General features: G+C 41.0%; 17 protein-coding genes. 6 read left to right on the forward strand and 11 right to left on the reverse strand.

The window, feature by feature from the left end:
- Positions 1 to 61 precede the first annotated feature (61 nt).
- Both FPL17_RS12955 and glnK read right to left on the reverse strand, forming a co-directional pair.
- Entirely contained in the window at positions 62 to 1,468 is a 1,407-nt protein-coding gene (locus FPL17_RS12955; RefSeq protein WP_004802125.1) for an ammonium transporter, read from the reverse strand.
- Between the two features lie 68 nt (positions 1,469 to 1,536).
- The gene (gene glnK, locus FPL17_RS12960; RefSeq protein ID WP_004656379.1) at positions 1,537 to 1,875 is read right to left on the reverse strand and encodes a P-II family nitrogen regulator; all 339 of its coding nucleotides are present in this window, start codon (positions 1,873 to 1,875) and stop codon (positions 1,537 to 1,539) included.
- 275 nt (positions 1,876 to 2,150) lie between these two features.
- Here glnK and FPL17_RS12965 point away from each other — a divergent pair, with 275 nt between their 5' ends.
- On the forward strand, positions 2,151 to 2,378 hold the full coding sequence (locus FPL17_RS12965; RefSeq protein ID WP_004802123.1) for an accessory factor UbiK family protein: 228 nt from the start codon (positions 2,151 to 2,153) through the stop codon (positions 2,376 to 2,378).
- A gap of 69 nt (positions 2,379 to 2,447) precedes the next feature.
- Positions 2,448 to 3,935, forward strand: coding sequence for a YifB family Mg chelatase-like AAA ATPase (locus FPL17_RS12970; protein ID WP_159886862.1), 1,488 nt, complete (start codon positions 2,448 to 2,450; stop codon positions 3,933 to 3,935).
- A 42-nt stretch (positions 3,936 to 3,977) separates the two neighbouring features.
- Here the strand turns inward: FPL17_RS12970 and FPL17_RS12975 are convergent, their stop codons facing one another.
- Positions 3,978 to 4,766, reverse strand: coding sequence for a TorF family putative porin (locus tag FPL17_RS12975; protein ID WP_159885417.1), 789 nt, complete (start codon positions 4,764 to 4,766; stop codon positions 3,978 to 3,980).
- A 395-nt stretch (positions 4,767 to 5,161) separates the two neighbouring features.
- Here FPL17_RS12975 and FPL17_RS12980 point away from each other — a divergent pair, with 395 nt between their 5' ends.
- Entirely contained in the window at positions 5,162 to 5,926 is a 765-nt protein-coding gene (locus FPL17_RS12980; protein ID WP_159886864.1) for a sulfite exporter TauE/SafE family protein, read from the forward strand.
- Between the two features lie 111 nt (positions 5,927 to 6,037).
- Here FPL17_RS12980 and FPL17_RS12985 read toward each other — a convergent pair whose 3' ends face one another.
- On the reverse strand, positions 6,038 to 6,850 hold the full coding sequence (locus FPL17_RS12985) for a TorF family putative porin (protein ID WP_005191715.1): 813 nt from the start codon (positions 6,848 to 6,850) through the stop codon (positions 6,038 to 6,040).
- A 740-nt stretch (positions 6,851 to 7,590) separates the two neighbouring features.
- Here FPL17_RS12985 and FPL17_RS12990 point away from each other — a divergent pair.
- A complete protein-coding gene (locus FPL17_RS12990) occupies positions 7,591 to 8,910 on the forward strand; it encodes an OprD family outer membrane porin (RefSeq protein ID WP_159885419.1) in 1,320 nt (439 codons plus the stop codon).
- 99 nt (positions 8,911 to 9,009) lie between these two features.
- On the opposite strand, the gene ppa is transcribed toward FPL17_RS12990, so the two are convergent.
- Positions 9,010 to 9,537, reverse strand: coding sequence for an inorganic diphosphatase (gene ppa / locus FPL17_RS12995; RefSeq protein WP_004656389.1), 528 nt, complete (start codon positions 9,535 to 9,537; stop codon positions 9,010 to 9,012).
- Positions 9,538 to 9,653: 116 nt separating this feature from the next.
- On the reverse strand, positions 9,654 to 10,052 hold the full coding sequence (locus FPL17_RS13000; protein ID WP_159885421.1) for an MAPEG family protein: 399 nt from the start codon (positions 10,050 to 10,052) through the stop codon (positions 9,654 to 9,656).
- 150 nt (positions 10,053 to 10,202) lie between these two features.
- Between FPL17_RS13000 and FPL17_RS13005 the strand changes: the two genes are divergently transcribed.
- Positions 10,203 to 10,595, forward strand: coding sequence for a hypothetical protein (locus FPL17_RS13005; RefSeq protein WP_159885423.1), 393 nt, complete (start codon positions 10,203 to 10,205; stop codon positions 10,593 to 10,595).
- A 48-nt stretch (positions 10,596 to 10,643) separates the two neighbouring features.
- Here the strand turns inward: FPL17_RS13005 and FPL17_RS13010 are convergent, their stop codons facing one another.
- The 5 genes from FPL17_RS13010 to FPL17_RS13030 form a co-directional block, all read right to left on the reverse strand.
- Positions 10,644 to 12,323, reverse strand: coding sequence for a long-chain-fatty-acid--CoA ligase (locus FPL17_RS13010; RefSeq protein WP_005191709.1), 1,680 nt, complete (start codon positions 12,321 to 12,323; stop codon positions 10,644 to 10,646).
- A gap of 154 nt (positions 12,324 to 12,477) precedes the next feature.
- On the reverse strand, positions 12,478 to 14,697 hold the full coding sequence (gene parC / locus FPL17_RS13015; RefSeq protein ID WP_159885425.1) for a DNA topoisomerase IV subunit A: 2,220 nt from the start codon (positions 14,695 to 14,697) through the stop codon (positions 12,478 to 12,480).
- A 233-nt stretch (positions 14,698 to 14,930) separates the two neighbouring features.
- Positions 14,931 to 15,575 (reverse strand): trimeric intracellular cation channel family protein, encoded by a 645-nt coding sequence (locus FPL17_RS13020; protein ID WP_004802075.1) that lies wholly within the window; start codon positions 15,573 to 15,575, stop codon positions 14,931 to 14,933.
- 52 nt (positions 15,576 to 15,627) lie between these two features.
- Complete coding sequence (locus FPL17_RS13025) at positions 15,628 to 16,098, reverse strand: YchJ family protein (RefSeq protein WP_159885427.1); 471 nt, start codon at positions 16,096 to 16,098, stop codon at positions 15,628 to 15,630.
- 80 nt (positions 16,099 to 16,178) lie between these two features.
- Positions 16,179 to 17,762: a TerC family protein gene (locus FPL17_RS13030; RefSeq protein WP_005191700.1), complete on the reverse strand. Its 1,584-nt coding sequence runs from the start codon at positions 17,760 to 17,762 to the stop codon at positions 16,179 to 16,181.
- 326 nt (positions 17,763 to 18,088) lie between these two features.
- Between FPL17_RS13030 and FPL17_RS13035 the strand changes: the two genes are divergently transcribed.
- Positions 18,089 to 18,715: an LOG family protein gene (locus tag FPL17_RS13035; RefSeq protein WP_151716600.1), complete on the forward strand. Its 627-nt coding sequence runs from the start codon at positions 18,089 to 18,091 to the stop codon at positions 18,713 to 18,715.
- The last annotated feature ends 42 nt before the right edge of the window (positions 18,716 to 18,757 follow it).

Genomic DNA, 18,757 nt, shown 5'->3' on the forward strand with positions numbered 1-18,757 from the left:
CCCTAAAGCCATAAAAAAACAGCCCCATAAGGCTGTTTTTTTTAATCACATCTTGCACTGATTATTCGATACGTTCGCCATGTTGGCTAAGGTCAAGACCCATACGCTCATCATCAGCACTTACACGGATACCAATCACCAGATCAATTACTTTCAGGATAATGAAGGTCACAATTGCGCTATAAGCGATTGTCGCTAACACACCTTCAATTTGTACCCACAATTGACCGATAAAGGTCGGTGCAAGTGCAACATTTGCCGCTTTGATGATTTCATCACTGTAGAACACACCAGTAAGAATCGCACCAACGATACCACCAACAGCATGTAAACCAAACGCGTCCAGAGCATCATCCGCTTTAAGCAGGCGTTTCAGTGCAGTAATCCCCCAGAAGCACACCACACCACCAATTAAGCCCATGATTAATGCGCCACCTACACCAACGAAACCAGCAGCAGGGGTAATCACCACTAAACCAGCAACCGCACCTGATGCACCACCAAGAACTGATGCTTTACCACGAACAAGACGTTCAACAATGAGCCATGAGAATGCAGCAGCGGCAGCAGCTACTTGAGTTACAAGAATCGCCATACTTGCACGCGCACCAGCACCTAAAGCACTACCACCGTTAAAGCCGAACCAACCTACCCAAATCAAGCTTGCGCCAATCACAGTTAAAGTTAAGTTATGCGGTGCCATAGATTCACGGCCAAGGCCTGTACGTTTCCCTAACATGTATGCTGCAACCAAACCTGCAACACCTGCGTTAATATGAACAACCGTACCACCAGCAAAATCTAATGCGCCTGCTTTGAATAACCAACCATCAGCCGCCCATACCCAGTGAGTGATTGGTGCATAAACCAAGATGACCCATACTGCGATAAATGCCATAAATGCTGAATATTTCATACGATCAGCAATCGAACCACTGATAATCGCAACAGTGATGATCGCAAACGTCATTTGGAAAATAACAAATAAGCTTTCAGGAATTGTTCCACTTAAGGCATCAAATGCAACGCCATTCAGCATCGCCTTGCCCAAATCGCCCACATAAGCTCCTGAACCAGAGAAAGCCAATGAGTAACCGGCAATTACCCAGATTAAACTCACTAAGATCGCCGCAGAAAGGCTGAACATCATGGTGCTGAGTACGTTTTTCTTACGTACCATACCACCATAGAACAGAGCCAAACCAGGAATAGTCATCAACAGAACCAATGCTGTTGAAACAAGAACCCAAGCTGTATCACCTGTATCCACTGTTGCTACAGCAGCAGGAGCAGCCTCTTCAGGAGCTGGAGCTTCAACTGCAACGATTTCAGTTGTTGCAGCACCCGTATCAGCAACGGCTACGGTTTGTTCAGTTGTTGGTGCTGATGCAGCATCTTCTGCCCAAACCACCGCTGAACCACCTAAGAGTGCGCCAGATAGACTGAGCGCCATAAGCATTTTTTTCATTCGTGTCCCCCAACCTTATTTTGCGAGCTATTTCTCTTAATTTCTAACTCAGCAAAGTTTGTGCCAATTTAGACAGCATCTGGCCCAGTCTCACCCGTACGGATACGGATTACTTGTTCTAAATTCGTGACAAAGATTTTACCGTCACCAATTTTGCCTGTGCTTGCGACACGAGTGATTGATTCAATGACTGCGTCCACCATTTCATCACTAATTGCAATTTCAATCTTTACTTTCGGTAAGAAATCAACCACATACTCTGCACCACGATACAGTTCTGTATGACCTTTTTGACGTCCGAAACCTTTGACTTCAGTTACGGTAATCCCTTGAACACCAATCTCAGAGAGTGCTTCACGCACATCATCTAATTTAAATGGTTTTACAATTGCAGTTACAAGCTTCATGTTTGTTTTCCTTCGGCTTATTTTCACCAGTAAGGTTTTATGTTCAATTTTCATGCCAATATTTAAAGGTTGGGGGTTTTTAAATATTGAGCACAAGCTTTCTTTATAACCTATTTAGGCTTGAAGATGTAGATAGTGCATCGAAAATAAGTTTCATTTCGCTATATTGAATGAAATCAACCAGTCACTCATCCTTCTGTCCCGAAGTGTGCTAGAGGAATATAGCCAGCAGTGATACACTGAGCAGCAAATATACATAACCTATTGAGCACTTTATGATTGAGACTCTTTTACAGGCAATTTTGCAACAAGTTGACCAACCTAAAAAAGACCTAGAAAAAAACTTACGTGCGTTACTCAGTGAAAGTATCGAAAAACTAGACCTTGTCTCTAAACAAGAACTTGATCGCCAAAGAACTGCACTCAATACGGCCAATCAACGCCTCACTGAACTGCAACAGCAAATGAAAATACTCGAAGAAATCGTTCAGAATAAAAAATAAGCACCAATTCGGTGCGAACAGCACCGAAAAATGATTAAAAATAAAGCACCACAATGGAACAATAATAAGATGTCTTTTGCCAAAATCTATACGAGAGGCCTATTGGGCCTGCATGCCCCACAAATTGAAGTTGAGGTTCATATCAGTTCAGGCTTGCCCTCGTTAACAATTGTGGGGCTACCTGAAGCAGCAGTACGTGAAAGTAAAGATCGTGTCCGCTCAGCTATTATTAATAGCGGTTTTCAGTTCCCAACCAAGCGCTTAACCATCAATTTAGCACCCGCTGATCTTCCTAAAGATGGTTCACGACTTGACCTCCCAATTGCCTTAGGTATCTTGATTGCTTCTGGACAACTTCCTGAAAATAGTACTGAAGGTTTTGAATTTATTGGGGAACTTGCATTAGATGGTCATTTACGCCCGATTTCAGGTGCATTGACCATCGCAATGGCCTGCCAACAGGCTCAACATCGCCTGTTACTACCTACAAGCAATTTAGAAGAAGCCAATCAGCTTCCCGATTTTGAGGTATATGCGGCCAATCACCTAAAGGATGTCTGTGCACATTTTTCGGGCAATTCGCAAATTACTGCTGCACCACAAAGATCAGATCATGGTTTAACCTCTTATCAACTTGATCTCGCAGACGTTAAAGGGCAATTACGGCCACGTCGTGCATTGGAGATTGCAGCAGCAGGTGGACATTCGCTCTTATTTAAAGGTCCTCCTGGTACAGGTAAAACCTTACTCGCCTCTCGCCTTCCCTCCATTTTACCGCCACTCAATGCACAGGAAAATTTAGAGGTCGCCAGTATTTATTCAGTCGCCAATGCACAACATAGCTTTGGACAACGCCCTTTCCGAGCACCACACCATACCGCATCTGCGATCGCCTTGGTCGGTGGTGGTTCTCAACCCAAGCCTGGCGAAATCACCTTGGCGCATTTGGGTGTTTTATTTTTGGATGAATTGCCCGAATTTGATCGCAAAGTCCTCGAAGTCTTGCGTCAACCACTAGAGTCCAAAGAAATTGTGATTTCTCGTGCAGCACGTCAAATGACCTTTCCTGCAAATTTTCAATTTATTGCCGCAATGAATCCCTGTCCCTGTGGTTATGCCTTTAATCAGGATAGTCGCTGCCAATGCTCTCCTGAGAGTATCCAACGCTATCAAAATCGAATTTCCGGCCCGCTGTTAGATCGGATTGATTTACATATTGAGGTTCCACCACTCCAAGCTCAGGAACTACAAGATCGGACTCCCGTCGAAAATTCTGATACGGTACGACAACGCGTTATCAATGCTTATGAAAAACAGATCCAGAGACAACACTGTTTGAATCAGGCTCTTTCACCGAAATTGCTGGAACAACATGCACTTTTAGATGACAGCTCAACCAAAATCATAGAAATGGCACAACAGCGTTTAAATCTCTCTGCCCGTGCTTACCATCGAGTCCTCCGTGTTGCCAGAACGATTGCTGACTTAGCTGAAAGCGAATGCATCAGTAGCAATCATCTGACGGAAGCATTGTCTTATCGTGGTAGTCAAAGCTAAAAAGCGACCATATAGGTCGCCTCTTTTATAGATCAGAGCGCATTAAAAGGCATAACCAAGTGCTAAAACAACTTTATTCTTTTGCTTGGTTTCATCACGGGTATAGCCACCAAAAATATAATCCAGACTCCACGTTGCGCCTGTATTACCCAAAGGATGTGATAAACCCAGTGTTGCATGACGGAAAGCAAAATCCGTTTTAGTTACATCACCAGCTTTGGCTTGATAAGCTAGATACTCATCGTCATCACCATAATAGTAGGCTGCAACTTGCGCTTTACCTGTAAATCCACCTGCAAGTTTTGGCGCATAGGTCGCCAAGAAATAGGTATCGCCTTTGTTCCCGAAGGTGACATTATTCAATAAAGTCTGCACGGTAATGCTGAAATCTTTATAACTCAAACCCAAGATGGTTTCATAACCTGTCGACTCCCAACCCGGATAATAGTAATAAACTGTCCCCCCGATCTGATAGCCCAAATCGTCAGTAATTTTGCCTTTATATCCCGCGTAAAAATCGTTTTCGAAGGATTTCTTCTCTTCCTTCACATCAGTAGGTGAAGTATTAAAATCAGCATAGGCAGCCGTTAAAGTCGAAAACCAATAGCCCAAATAGAAGCCACTGTCATGACTATAATCCAGCCCCCCTTGAACCGCTGGTGTATCACTTTCTGGTGAGTTGGTCATGCCGCGTAAGTTATAGCTCGATACCACATTCACATTTCCTGTAACAGTGCCCGGAAATGGCAGTTTTGTTTCTTCTGCTAAACTTAAAGTTGATGCAGCAGTCATCATTCCCAGTACAGCAGCCTTGCATGCAAACTTCATCATATTGATCTCCCCCTATTTTTAGATACTCAATTGATTTTTAAGCTTTAAATTGCATCACAAGCTAATTAGCAATTGCTGTGCCAAATCACAAAAATAAAAAAAAGACAAATAAAATCAAATACTAATAAAGATTAACTCAATATTTTCCAAGTTTTAAGGCAAAGTATTTCTAATCATGCAACTGAAATGAGCGCCCCCCCTATCCTTCATAGCGCATAAAAAGCACCTTTTTAGCCAAGCAAATAATTTTTATACATTCAAAACTTTAGTTCCTGAACAGCATAAAAAAACAGCAATTTCAAAAGAAACGATGTTTAATAATGATCTAACAAGATTCGCATGCTGTTCCTTCAAAAGTGCGAACAACATAAAAAATTCTAAGACTGGCTAATATGATGATTAATGAAACCGTCCTACTGACTTTAGGATTCTTTGCCTTCTGCGGTGGTCTTATTGACGCCGCAGTGGGTGGAGGCGGTTTAGTTCAAATTCCAGCTCTATTACATGCTTTGCCACAACACAGCATCGCGACCGTTTTTGGTACAAATAAGTTAGCTGTTTGGGCTGGAACAGCCTCTTCTATTTTTAAATTTGTTCATAAAATCAATTTTGTGTGGAAACTTCTGATTCCCACCATGCTTGCAGCATTTATATTTGCATTTGTTGGGGCGATGACCACTGCCTATATCCCAAAACAATTGATGACGTATGTCATTTTCTTTTTACTCATCACGATGGCCATTTATACTTTTTTAAAGAAGGACTTAGGCGCACGAAGTACTTATGTCAAATGTGGCTATAAAGAAATCTTGCTTGGAATCCTCTTTGGCGGATTGATTGGTTTTTATGATGGTGTTTTTGGACCTGGTAGCGGAAGTTTTCTGCTCTTTCTGTTTGTCAAAGTTTTTGGCTTTGATTTTCTGAATGCTTCAGCATCGGCAAAGGTTGTTAACCTTGGGACATTTAGCGCAGCACTTTTATTTTTTATCCCCACAGGTCATGTCTTGTGGTCAATCGGATTAACGATCGCCGTCTGTAATATTATGGGTTCTTTAGTGGGTGTTTTTTTAGCGCTACACTATGGCAGCCAATTTATTAGATTATTTTTTCTTGTCCTTTTGGTTTTTCTGATTATCAGAATGGGGTTCTCTATATTCTAAATGACTGTAAAACCTTGTTGAACCAAAGCTCTAGCGGCTTAAAACAATTCGACCGAAATCTGTATAAAAAAAGCCAACAAAAATGCTGGCTTTTTCTTTCTTCAAAGAAGATTAGAAGGTTTTAGTCAAACTAAATAACACACCCGTGTCATATGGTTTCTTCTGTGCATTGGTCATACCAGATTTACTGATATTTGTACCAACCACATCAACCTCAGCTAAGATACCAAGGAAGTTATAATTTACACCCAGTTTATAATCAACATAGTTATCGTCCTTGCCAGGGCCACCAGCAACAACACTTAATGAGTCTGCATTTTTAAGCTTGTTGTAACCGACAGATGCAAGGCCTGTTAAGCCTGTATCAGCAATTGGAGCAGAATAGCCGAGGTTGAAATACCAAAAATCATCACTTCTACCCCAATAATCTGGCGAATAATTCACACCAACACTTAGAGCGTCGCCAGCAAAAATGGTTTCAGGGAATGTTAACTTTCCAAATACTTCAGTAAATGCCAAACCTTTTTTACCATTATAAGTATTTGTATAGTTTGACTTAGAACCAATATAACCATAATGGATGACACCAACGTCATATACTGGCTTAATTTTATCTGTCAATGCAAAGCTATTGGTAAAACCTAATGTCGCATCAGTTTCAGTAGATACACCAGAGATACCAAAATCAACACTCGATCCCCAAAGAGCTAGATAAGCACCTGAAGTATGTGAAAATGTAAAACCACCTTGAATAGCAGGATTATTTGAAGATTGTGTTACACCACGAAAACGGTAGTCTGTTGTAGCAGAGACGTTACCTGATGCTGTTACACCATAAAGTGAAGGCTTATCTTCCGCCATAGCAAAAGTCGAAGTCACTGCACAAATACTCAACGCGATTGCTTTACATGCAAATTTCATCATATTGATCTCCCCCATGATGGATATTCGACTGATTTATGTTTTAAATTGCATCGCAAAGTAATTAGCAATTGCTGTGCCAACTTTATAAAAACTAGGTTAAATCTCGATTTTGTCCCATAAAAGTGCTGAGCTTCTTTCATCTGTGCCTTGGAATTGATCTTTATCAAAAACAGATCTGTTTTTTTGAACTATTTAGAAGCGCTATAAAAATAAAGACTATTTATTGCACAAAAAAGAGGCATATCTGTGAAGTAAAAAAGCAACAAAGTGCTTAAAAGATAAGCATCATGCAGGAAATGTAAGCAGTGTTCCATAAAAGTGCATCAGCAAAAAACTTAAATTCGCCTGAACATCTGTAACTTTTGGATTGATGAGTCACTGTCATTCGTCGGGATGGTATTTTTTGCAAACCGATACGCTTATTTTTTAAACAAAGAAAAAATAACTCATTAAATAAAAAGAAAAAATAATGCAATAAATCACATATTTTTATAAAAATAAATCAAAAAATATACAGATTATTTTACAACCAAATTAAATTATTTTAGATATAAAAATCATTAGCTTAAATTGAATTTGACGGTTTTTTAAACGAGAAACAAATCATAAAATTATATAAGTATTTTATTTAATATTAATTAAATTATTTTAATAAAAATCTATCTTTTTTATGCATAACTTATACAATTGGTCAAAATTTCGGTTCTATCCCAAATTTATTTTTTTTAATGAGGCGAGCTATGCCAAAGGCAAATAAACTTACTTTAGCGGTTTTGATTAATGCCGCGTTAATTACCTCAACATATGCAAGCGAACAAAGCGAAGCAAAAGGACTTGTTGAAGATGCCAAAGGGGATATTTTATTCCGTACTGGTTATTTAAATCGTGACAAGAAAAACTACATTGATCAAAAAGGCGAAGAAATTCTAGTCAAAGACACGAGTTCATATGCCCAAACCGCAATGGTAAAACTGGAAACTGGTTTTACTCAAGGTTTAATCGGTTTTGGTGCAGGTGTCATTGGTGATGGTTCTTTTAAATTGGGTTCAAACAATAATGCTGGTAACGGCATGATTCCACGCGAACGCTTAAATGGTAAAAACAATACTGGCGATACCTATGATCACTGGGCACGTGGTGGCGGTTTTGTAAAAGCACGTATCTCGAATACAACTGTGACCTATGGTACACAAATCTTAGATATCCCTGTTTTAGCAAGTAACACAACACGTTTAGTACCTGAATACTTTGAAGGTGTTTTGGCAACTAGCCGTGAGATTGATGGTTTGGAGTTAACTGCGGGTAAATTCACCAAAGACCAATACTCTGATCAAATCAATACTGATGGTCGCAAACTTGATCGTGCTGTGGTTTGGGGCGCAAAATATAAATTCGATGACAACTTGAATGCCGCTTATTTTGGCTTAGACAGCAAAAATAAGTTGGATCGTCATTATATTAATGTGAACTATAAGCAGCCATTGGATAAAGACAGTGGGCTTACTTACGATTTGAGCGCATACCACACCAAGTGGGATGAAAAAGCTACAACGTATTCAAGCACGACTGATGATTTATCTAATCGTAAGAATACTATTTGGGCGCTTTCTACGACCTATAACACTGGTCCACACAGCGTGATGTTAGCTTACCAACAAAACAATGGTAATACAGGTTATGACTACGGCGAGAACGCTGATGGCGCTCAAAGTATCTATTTACCAAACTCTTACCTATCTGACTTTATTGGTAACAGTGAAAAATCTGCGCAATTACAATATAACGTCGACTTTGGTGGTTATGGCGTTCCTGGTTTAAGCTGGACGACTGCATTTGTTTATGGTTGGGACATTAAAGTTAAAAACGTAACGGACAATGCTCAAGAACGTGAATTCTTTAACCAAGTGAAATACACCGTTCAATCTGGTTTTGCCAAAGATGCAAGCTTACGTTTACGTCACTCTTATTACCGTGCAAGCGATGCTTATCAAGCGGGTAACTATATCGGTGATACCAACGAATGGCGTATCTGGCTTGATATTCCTGTGAAATTATTCTAATTCACAGTTGATCAAGCAATAAAAAAACTCCATTCATTTGAATGGAGTTTTTTTATGACCAGATTTTAAATTTTTAAAATCTGGTCGAGCATCTCAAAGTTACTTTTTAGCAGCTTCGATTGCTTTAAGTACTTCAGCTTTCGCAACGTCAGCACCTTCCCAACCACTGATTTTTACCCATTTACCTGGCTCTAAATCTTTATAGTGAGCAAAGAAATGCTCAACTTGGCTGATCAATAACGGCGGAAGATCCGTATATTCTTGAACATCTTTATACAATGGAGATAATTTTTCGTGTGGAACAGCGATCAGTTTCGCATCGATACCACCATCATCTTCCATTTTTAATTTACCTACTGGGCGGCAACGAATCACAGAACCAGCAGCAACAGGATGTGGAGTTACAACAAGTACGTCTAATGGGTCACCATCTTCAGACAATGTATTTGGTACATAACCGTAGTTTGCTGGGTAGAACATTGCTGTACCCATGAAACGGTCTACAAATAACGCATCTGAATCTTTATCGATTTCATATTTGATTGGCGCTGCATTTGCAGGAATTTCGATGATGACATAGATGTCATTAGGTGCGTCTTTACCCGCAGGAATATTGCTATAACTCATATCAACACTCGTTTAATATTGTGAAGTCAGATGTAAATCGGACAGATTATAACGTGAATACAATGAAAATGATGCTAGATATGCAAACAGCTGGAGAATTTTCTATCCAGCCATGCTTAAGTCATTTTGATTGTGATCACGAACAGTAAAATTGGACAAAGTAGCGAGAAAAACCAAATGATTGAACGCAAAGTTGCAAGATTGGCTAAATAACAAACCCCATAAATCACGCGAAATACAACATAGGCCCAGCCCAAGCTAAAAATGAATCGCTCTGGTACCACCATATATTCAGCCATCAAAATCGCAGCAATAAACAAAGGTAAACTTTCAAAGCTATTTTGTTGCACGGCATTGGCTCGTGCAGACAACCCTGTTGTTTTAGCTAAAAACTCGCGCGGATTTTGATTATCTTTTGCTTGAAAACCACCTTTCGATTTTGCAATCAAGGTAAACACATACGGCAACAAACATGCGACTATAATCATCAATATAATGCCGCTAATACCTTGCATGCTGAGATCCATCATTTGAAGTTCTTCTGATCATGCTATCATAATCTATAATTTATTGAACTTTCATTTGTGCTTGTTCTACAAGCGTTTCTTTTACACCACGTTTGTGTGTAAAAGTTGTGTTTTTTCATACAGTTTTAAGGTCAAACTATGCAGCAGCAAGATCAAAAAGAAATGTTTGATGTTTTGGCACAGCAAAGACAGCATCAACTCTTAGTTGATCGTGTATTGAAAGTCGTACTCCCAATCATGGCATTTTTACTCAGTGTGATTTGTGCAAATCTGAATTGGCAGTCGACCTTGGGTACTTTTGTGATCCTCAGCATTGCCTTTTATGCGGTCGGTATTTATCGCTTAACACTCTGGCATTGGTTGGCGGTCATTGTAATTTATGCTCTTGCCGACAACTATTTTAGTTTTAATGGTATCGATTCAACCCGTTTACGCTTTCAATTAGCCACTATGGTGGTGTTTGTCGGCATTGTCGGTATTGGACGACCGTATATCGATCGTTGGCTCATGAAATCAAATAGTACTAAATAAATCCAAATAAAAAACGCCGCAATTGCGGCGCTTTTTTTAGCTTTATTCTTAAGCTGGTTTACGTAAGTCTTTACGTAAGATTTTACCTACGTTTGACTTCGGTAATTCTTCCATAAACTCAACATAACGTGGGCACTTATAACCTGTTAGGTTTTGTTTTGCATAAGCAATAATTTCTTCAGTCGTTAAAGAAGGATCTTTTTTCACGATGAATAATTTTGGCACTTCACCTGATTTTTCATCTGGAACACCAATCGCAGCCACTTCCAATACTTTTGGATGTTTTGCAATCACTTCTTCAATTTCACTTGGATAAACGTTAAAACCAGATACCAAGATCATGTCTTTTTTACGGTCAACAATCTTCACATAACCACGTGAATCCATCACACCGATATCACCGGTACGGAAGAAATTATCAGCAGTCATCACTTTGGCAGTTTCATCTGCACGATTCCAATAGCCTTTCATGACTTGAGGGCCACGGATTGAAATTTCACCTTGTTCACCCAGTGCAACTTCTTTACCGTCATCATCCAAAATTGCAACTTCTGTTAATGGCAATGGAATACCAATCGTGCCACTGAATTCAGTTGTTGCAGGTGGGTTCGCAGTTGCAACAGGTGAGGTTTCAGACAAACCATAACCTTCAATAATGGTTGTACCTGTGATCTTTTTCCATGCTGCCGCAGTTGAAGGCAATACCGCCATACCACCACCCATCGCCATCTTCAGATTGCTATGGTCAAGTTGTTTGAACTCTTCATTGTTCACTAAAGCATTAAACAATGTGTTTACTGCTGGGAAAAATGATGGCTGGTATTTACGTAATTCACCAACCACTGCTGGCAAGTCACGTGGATTTGGAATCAAGATATTGGCTTGACCTTTGTACATACCGTAAAGCGCACATACCATGAACGCAAAGATATGATAAAGCGGCAATGCACAAACAATGCGATCACCTTTCGCGCTGTCAGAAGCACCAAACTTGCTTGAGAAAATTGCTTCACACTGAAGTAAGTTTGCAACAAGGTTACGATGCGTCAATTCAGCACCTTTAGAAACACCTGTTGTACCACCCGTGTATTGGAGTACCGCAGTATCACTTAAGGTTAAGCTTGGACGCTTGTAGTTGCTTGGATTGGCTTTGCTTAATGCAGCATTGAATTTGGTATGCCCTGGGATATTCCACGCTGGAATTTGCTTACGTACTTTACGTAAAACAAAGTTGACCAAGGTACCTTTCAATGTACCCAACATGTCACCCACAGAAGCCACCACAACATGCTTCACAGGTGTTTTACCAATAATGCTTTGATAAACGCTGGCAAAGTTTTCAATGATTACCAACACTTCAGCACCAGAGTCATTCAATTGATGCTCAAGTTCACGTGCTGTGTACAATGGATTCACGTTTACAAGCACTAAACCTGCACGGAATACACCTAAAGCAACCACTGGGTATTGGAAAACGTTCGGCATCATGACCGCAACACGTGATCCTTTAGCTAGACCTAAGCTCTGTAAATAAGCAGCGAATTTACGGCTAGCGACTTCTAATTCATTAAACGTTAAAACTTTATCCATGAAGATAAAGGCATCACGTGAACCAAATTTTTGGAAATTGCGTTCAAAAATATCAACAAGTGAGGTGTTTTCAGCAGGCAGTTCAACTGTTTCTGGAATTCCTGTCTTTTGGTATTCAGCAAACCAAATCTTTTCCATAATGCCATTATCTCCGAGTGGTAATCCTTAAAATGTAACAACGTTACGTCCATGACAAAACATTTTTTTAACTTTTTGAATTGCCCTGTCAATCTATTCAAACAATATGAATACATTGTCATATATAACGTATTTGTATCACAGAATACTAGCCTTATCTCTGAATGAAGAGTCTATTTGCTTTTTGATATCCGCGTGGTAAAAGTTGCCCCTTTGTTGCTCTTTTTCCTAGATATTTTTGGAGATCGTCCCCTTTCAGTTTTAGATGCTGTTGTCCTGCAGCGACTTGGATTATTTCATCTAACGTCAGGGTTGTCATGGATAAAATTTGCTCTTTTTCATCAAGTTGTATCAACTTGTTACCTTTACCTTTATTCAGAACTGGAAGTTCAGCTAAATCAATAATCAATAAACGTCCTGATGAACTGAGAATCGCGACATGGGTTGCTTGCTGAATTGGAAGCAATGGTAAAGCCGTTGCCTTATCTGCAACCGTCAAGAATGCCTTACCCGCTTTGGCATTGGTATCCAATTGCGCGGCTTGGGTTTTAAAACCATAACCTTTAGAACTGACCGCAAGTAATTCACTATTATCGTCATCAATAAAGACTTGGATAAATGAAACACCACTGGCTGGAGATAGTTTGGAACTGAGCGGCTCTCCTAAGCCACGCGCCGACGGTAAGCTGCTAATTGGCAAGGCATAACTACGCCCTGTTTCATCCAAGAAGTACACCCGCTGATTGGTTTTACCCACCGCATGACTTAAATACTGGTCCCCCGCTCGGAAGTTAAGATTAGCAGCATCCACTTCCGCACCTTTAGCAGCACGGACCCATCCAGCTTCTGACAACACCACGGTCACCGCTTCGGCTGGCATTAAATCTTGTTCTTTGATCTGTACCGCATCTGCACGGGCAACGATTGGCGAACGGCGATCATCACCAAATTTTTTCGCGTCTTCTTTTAATTCACTGATAATAAGATTTTTCAATGATTCTGGATTTGCCAATTGCTCACGAATAATGGCAGCTTTGGCTTCCAGTTCTTCTTGCTCACGGCGAATTTCCATTTCTTCAAGCTTGGCTAAATGGCGAAGCTTGAGTTCTAAAATCGCTTCAGCTTGAATCTCATCAATACCAAAATGCTGCATCAATACAGGTTTTGGCTGGTCTTCTTCACGAATAATCCGAATCACGGTATCAATATCTAAGTAGGCAATTAAAAGACCTGCCAAGATATGTAAACGCTTTTCAATTTTGGTTAAATGATATTGCAAACGGCGAGTCACGGTTTGCTTACGAATCTCAATCCACTCTAACAAGATTCGGCGGATCGATTTCACCTGTGGTCGACCATCGGCTCCAATCATGTTCAAGTTGACACGGTAGCTTGATTCTAAATCAGTCGTCGCAAACAAGTGACTCATCACCGTTTCTGCATCGACACGATTAGAGCGCAGCACGATCACCAAACGCGTTGGATTGCGATGATCAGATTCATCTCGAATATCGGCAACCAGTGGCAACTTCTTGGCAATCATTTGATCAGCAATTTGAGTCACAACTTTTGAACCAGAAACCTGATAGGGCAATTCGCTAATCACGATTTCATTTTTTTCGACTGTATACACCGCCCGAACACGATAACTACCACGACCTGTGGTTTGAATTTTCAGTAATTCTTCAGGCGGAGTAATGATTTCAGCTTTGGTCGGTAAATCTGGTGCAGGAATATATTCTGCTAATTTTTCATCGGTGGTTTCAGGATTACGAATCAGCGCAATCGTGCCTTTCACCACTTCACGCAAGTTATGTGGCGGGATATCGGTTGCCATCCCCACTGCAATACCCGTGGTACCATTCAACAGAATATTGGGAATACGTGCAGGTAAGGTGATTGGTTCTTTCATCGAACCATCAAAGTTATCCTGCCATTCGCTGGTGCCCTGCCCAAGCTCACTCAGCAATAATTCACTATAAGCCGAAAGTTTAGCTTCGGTATAACGCATGGCCGCGAATGATTTTGGATCATCAGGTGAACCCCAGTTGCCCTGACCCTCAACCAGTGGGTAACGATAGCTAAATGGCTGTGCCATCAATACCATCGCCTCATAACAGGCGTAGTCACCATGTGGATGGTATTTACCAAGTACGTCACCGACGGTACGTGCCGATTTTTTCGGCTTACCCGTCGATTTCAAGCCCAGCTCACTCATCGCATAGACAATACGACGCTGTACAGGCTTTAAACCATCACTGATATGGGGCAATGCACGATCCATAATCACGTACATGGCATAGTTCAAGTAAGCCTGTTCAGTGAATTCGGCTACGGAACGGTTTTCTGTTGCATGATGTGCAAGGCTGGTCATTTCAGCGAGTCATCCAAAATCATTTATTATCGTCAATGTTTTGTATGCTATGTGGATGCAGGCGTTGTGACAAGCCCTTGTTGTTGTTTAAACGTCAAATGGTGTCTTAGGATGATTACAAGGCCTCAAAACTTAAACATTCTTCATGATTTATAAGCTGACAAGCGGCATAAAGCCGCTATTCAAGACAATATTTTGCTTTTGTAATATATTTTTCTTTGAACTTAGAAATATCAATGCTCATCGGTTGAGGACGCAGACTCGGCATCATCTTCTTTATAAATAAATTTCGGCATTTCCAAACCAAAATAAATCGCAATCAAACGTAAGGTAAAGCCAAAGACCAAAGTAAAAATCACAGTAAGATCGTGTGGCAAACCGACTTCCAAGCACACCCAATAACAAATCACTGCGACAAAGGAAATACTGGCATAGAGCTCACGACGGAACACCAAAGGTACGTCATTACACAGAATATCGCGCAGAATACCACCTGATACTCCAGTTAATACCCCTGCAACAGCAGACACCACAAAGCCATGTCCCATCGACAAAGCAATCTGACAACCAATAATCGTAAAACCAATTAAACCCAAGGCATCCAGTACCAAGAAGATGTTGCGCAGATGGCGCATCCACTTGGCAATAATAATAGTGACAAAGGCTGCAATACAGGTCAGCACCAAATATTCAGGATGCTTGACCCAGGTTAAAGGATAATGTCCTAACAGCACATCACGTACCGAACCACCGCCTAAGGCAGTGACACAGGCAATCAGCACCACACCAAACCAGTCCATACTACGTCGGCCCGCTGACAAAGCACCAGTCATCGCTTCCGCAGTAATGGCAATAATATAAATTACGGTGAGTAACATCTGCCTACATCCCTAAATCAGGCGTAAAAGTGTGCGCTATTCTAAGACAAACTTAGATGAATTGCGCACAACATTGCTTAAATTTTTTCCCCGAGCCACAAATGCAGGGTTGTTTCATGGTGATTTGCATATCCAGAGTCGGATCAAGGAAATACCACCGCTGTTGGTGTAATACAAAATGTGAAATTTCATGATGAATATGCGCTTGTGTGCCATCATGATAATGTGCCTTGAACTCAACCAACGCATGCGTTTTATCCAGCTTGGGCTGATGTTGCACGACTTCCAGTTTGAGCCATTGATTCGATTGACTCCAGTCTGCAATCGCAGCTCGGTCTAAAGCGGGCTGTTGCCCCAAGGCTGTCGTCTGCAAAATATAATCAATCTGTTGCAATGCAAAAGCACTATAACGCGATCGCATCAACTGCTCTGCAGTTTGAGCGACTTGCTGTTTTAAGTGCAAAGGCTGACAGCACTCAGCATATTGCCCCTGCCCACATGGACAATTTTGTGATGAAGTCATTTCCAATTCTCAAATAAAAAAGCCCTGAGAAAAGCCTTGTACCACAAGGCCAAACCCAAAGGCTATTTGCTCAAACTTAATTATTTCTCGGTCGTCTTCTCTTTCGGAAGGATGCGCACTTTTTCAATCTTGTGCCCATCCATTGTCACCACTTCAAAACGATAGCCATCGACTTCAATCATGTCACCATTTTCAGGTAAACGACCAAGATGGAATAAGATATAGCCCGACAAGGTTGAGTATTCTTCGCTTTCATCGACCAAATCTTTGCCCAATAACAAAGAAACGTGACGAATGTCGGTTGAACCTTCTAACAACATAGAACCGTCATCTAGACTTTCTGCAGTTGCTTCCAATTCATCTTCATCAGGGAATTCACCCGCAATCGCTTCTAACATATCAATTGGAGTAGCTATCCCTTCAATCGAACCATACTCGTTCAGGACAATCGCCATTTGTAATGGTGCTTGACGTAACTGTTCCATCACCATCAGGACTTGTGCATTTTCATGCACAATCACAGGTTCACGTAAGTGTTTACTGAAATCAATCGCACCTGTTTCGATATATTCATTCAATACTTTATGGGTGAGAACAATACCTTCAATATTGTCTAACTCACCACGAGCAATAATCAAACGCGAATGGGTCATTGCCATTAAACGTTCTTTTAACTCAGCAGGATCATCATCTAAGTCTAGCCACTCTAGCTCTGGACGTGGTGTCATCACCGACTTGACTGGACGCTCGGATAAACCCAAGACCCCTTGAACTAGAACACTGTGATATACGCCATTATCTTCATCAAAGACTTCTTTGGCATAAGCTTGAGTCGCTAAAACATCTTCTGCTTCTTTGTTCTGACTTTCGTTACCATTGCCTTTACTGCCCAACATACGCAGTACGGCAGAGGCGGTGCGATAACGTAAATCTGTTGTCGTCACCAATTTCTCTTGGTTACGGCGCATAGTCTGATTGACCATTTCTACCAATACCGAGAAACCAATCGCAGCGTATAAATAACCTTTTGGAATATGGAAACCAAAGCCTTCAACCACCAATGAGAAGCCAATCATCATCAAGAAGCCAAGACACAGAATCACTACGGTTGGATGCTTATTGACGAAATCCATCAATGGGCGTGAAGCCAGCAACATGATACCAATCGCAATCGTCACCGCGATCATCATCACTGAAAGTTCTTTCACCATCCCCACTGCAGTGATCACACTGTCAAGAGAGAATACTGCGTCGAGGACGACGATCTGTACCACCACCATCCAGAACACGGCATGTACTGGGTTTTCTTCTTTATGTGCCTGCTTTCCTTCGATTCGCTCATGCAGTTCCATGGTGCCTTTAAATAATAAGAACACACCACCAAACAGTAGAATCAGGTCACGTCCGGAAAAGGGATGATCAAAAATATGGAACAGCGGTGTGGTTAAAGTCACCACCCATGCGATCGAGGCAAGCAGGATCAAACGCATTAACAGGGCGAGAATTAAACCAATCTTACGAGCAGCATTACGTTGTTCTGGTGGTAATTTTTCTGCCAAAATTGCAATAAAAACAAGGTTATCAATACCTAGTACAATTTCAAGCACCACCAATGTGGCTAAGCCAACCCAAGCAGCAGGATCTGACATCCATTCCAGAATCATTGAGGTGACTCCTCTGCAAAATCAGCAATATTGTTATGAAGTTGAGATTTTAAAAGGTCGGCACAAACAGCCAAAACATTTTTTTTAGGAAATAAGAACAATGCGGAGCGACAACAACCACTACTCATAGAGGTACATAGATTAATAAAAGGATTTTTAGTATAGGCAAGATTTCAGTGAAATTCATCTTTTTTTATGTTGAGGATGTTTTCAAATTCTTTCGAAGCACGACAAAAGTACATTGTATGTAAAATGTGCATAAAACTGTCACAAACCTGATTTAGCCTAGACAAGCACAGCGAAAATGATAAGGTGAAAATAAACGAATGAATAGTGTATTAAGAATGACAGAGACAAGAACCATTACTCCTCCTCCCATAAAAACCACTCAATCTCTTATTGCGTTATATTGCGGCTCACGTACAGGCAACAAGCCGATTTACCGAGACAAAGCCATTGAGCTAGCCCAGCATATTGCCAATCAAGGCTTTGGTATTGTCTACGGCGGTGCCAGTATTGGTCTGATGGGACAAGTGGCAGATACCGTACTAGAACATAGTGGCGAAGTAGTCGGTGTGATTCCAGAGTTTATGTTGGATTATGAAATTGCTCACCATAAACTGACTGAACTGCATATCGTCAATAGTATGCATGAACGTAAAGCCCTGATGGCTGAACGTGCCAGTGCCTTTATTGCCTTACCAGGTGGTTTGGGTACTTTTGAAGAAATTCTGGAAATTGCCACTTGGGGACAGCTCAATCAGCACCAGAAACCCATGATTATTTATAACGTCAATCGCTTTTATGATGCCCTGATTGCACAGCTTGATCATGCGGTAGAAGAAGGCTTTTTACCACCACAGCACCGTGCCAAAGTGATTATTTGTGAAACACTGGAACAGATTTCAAGTGTGATTAAAAACTTAAGCACACCTAGCCATATCGAAGTCTAAAACCGCCCCATATAAAAAAAGCGGATCACATCGATCCGCTTT

The sequence above is a fragment of the Acinetobacter dispersus genome, assembly GCF_009884975.1.
GTDB lineage: Bacteria > Pseudomonadota > Gammaproteobacteria > Pseudomonadales > Moraxellaceae > Acinetobacter > Acinetobacter dispersus.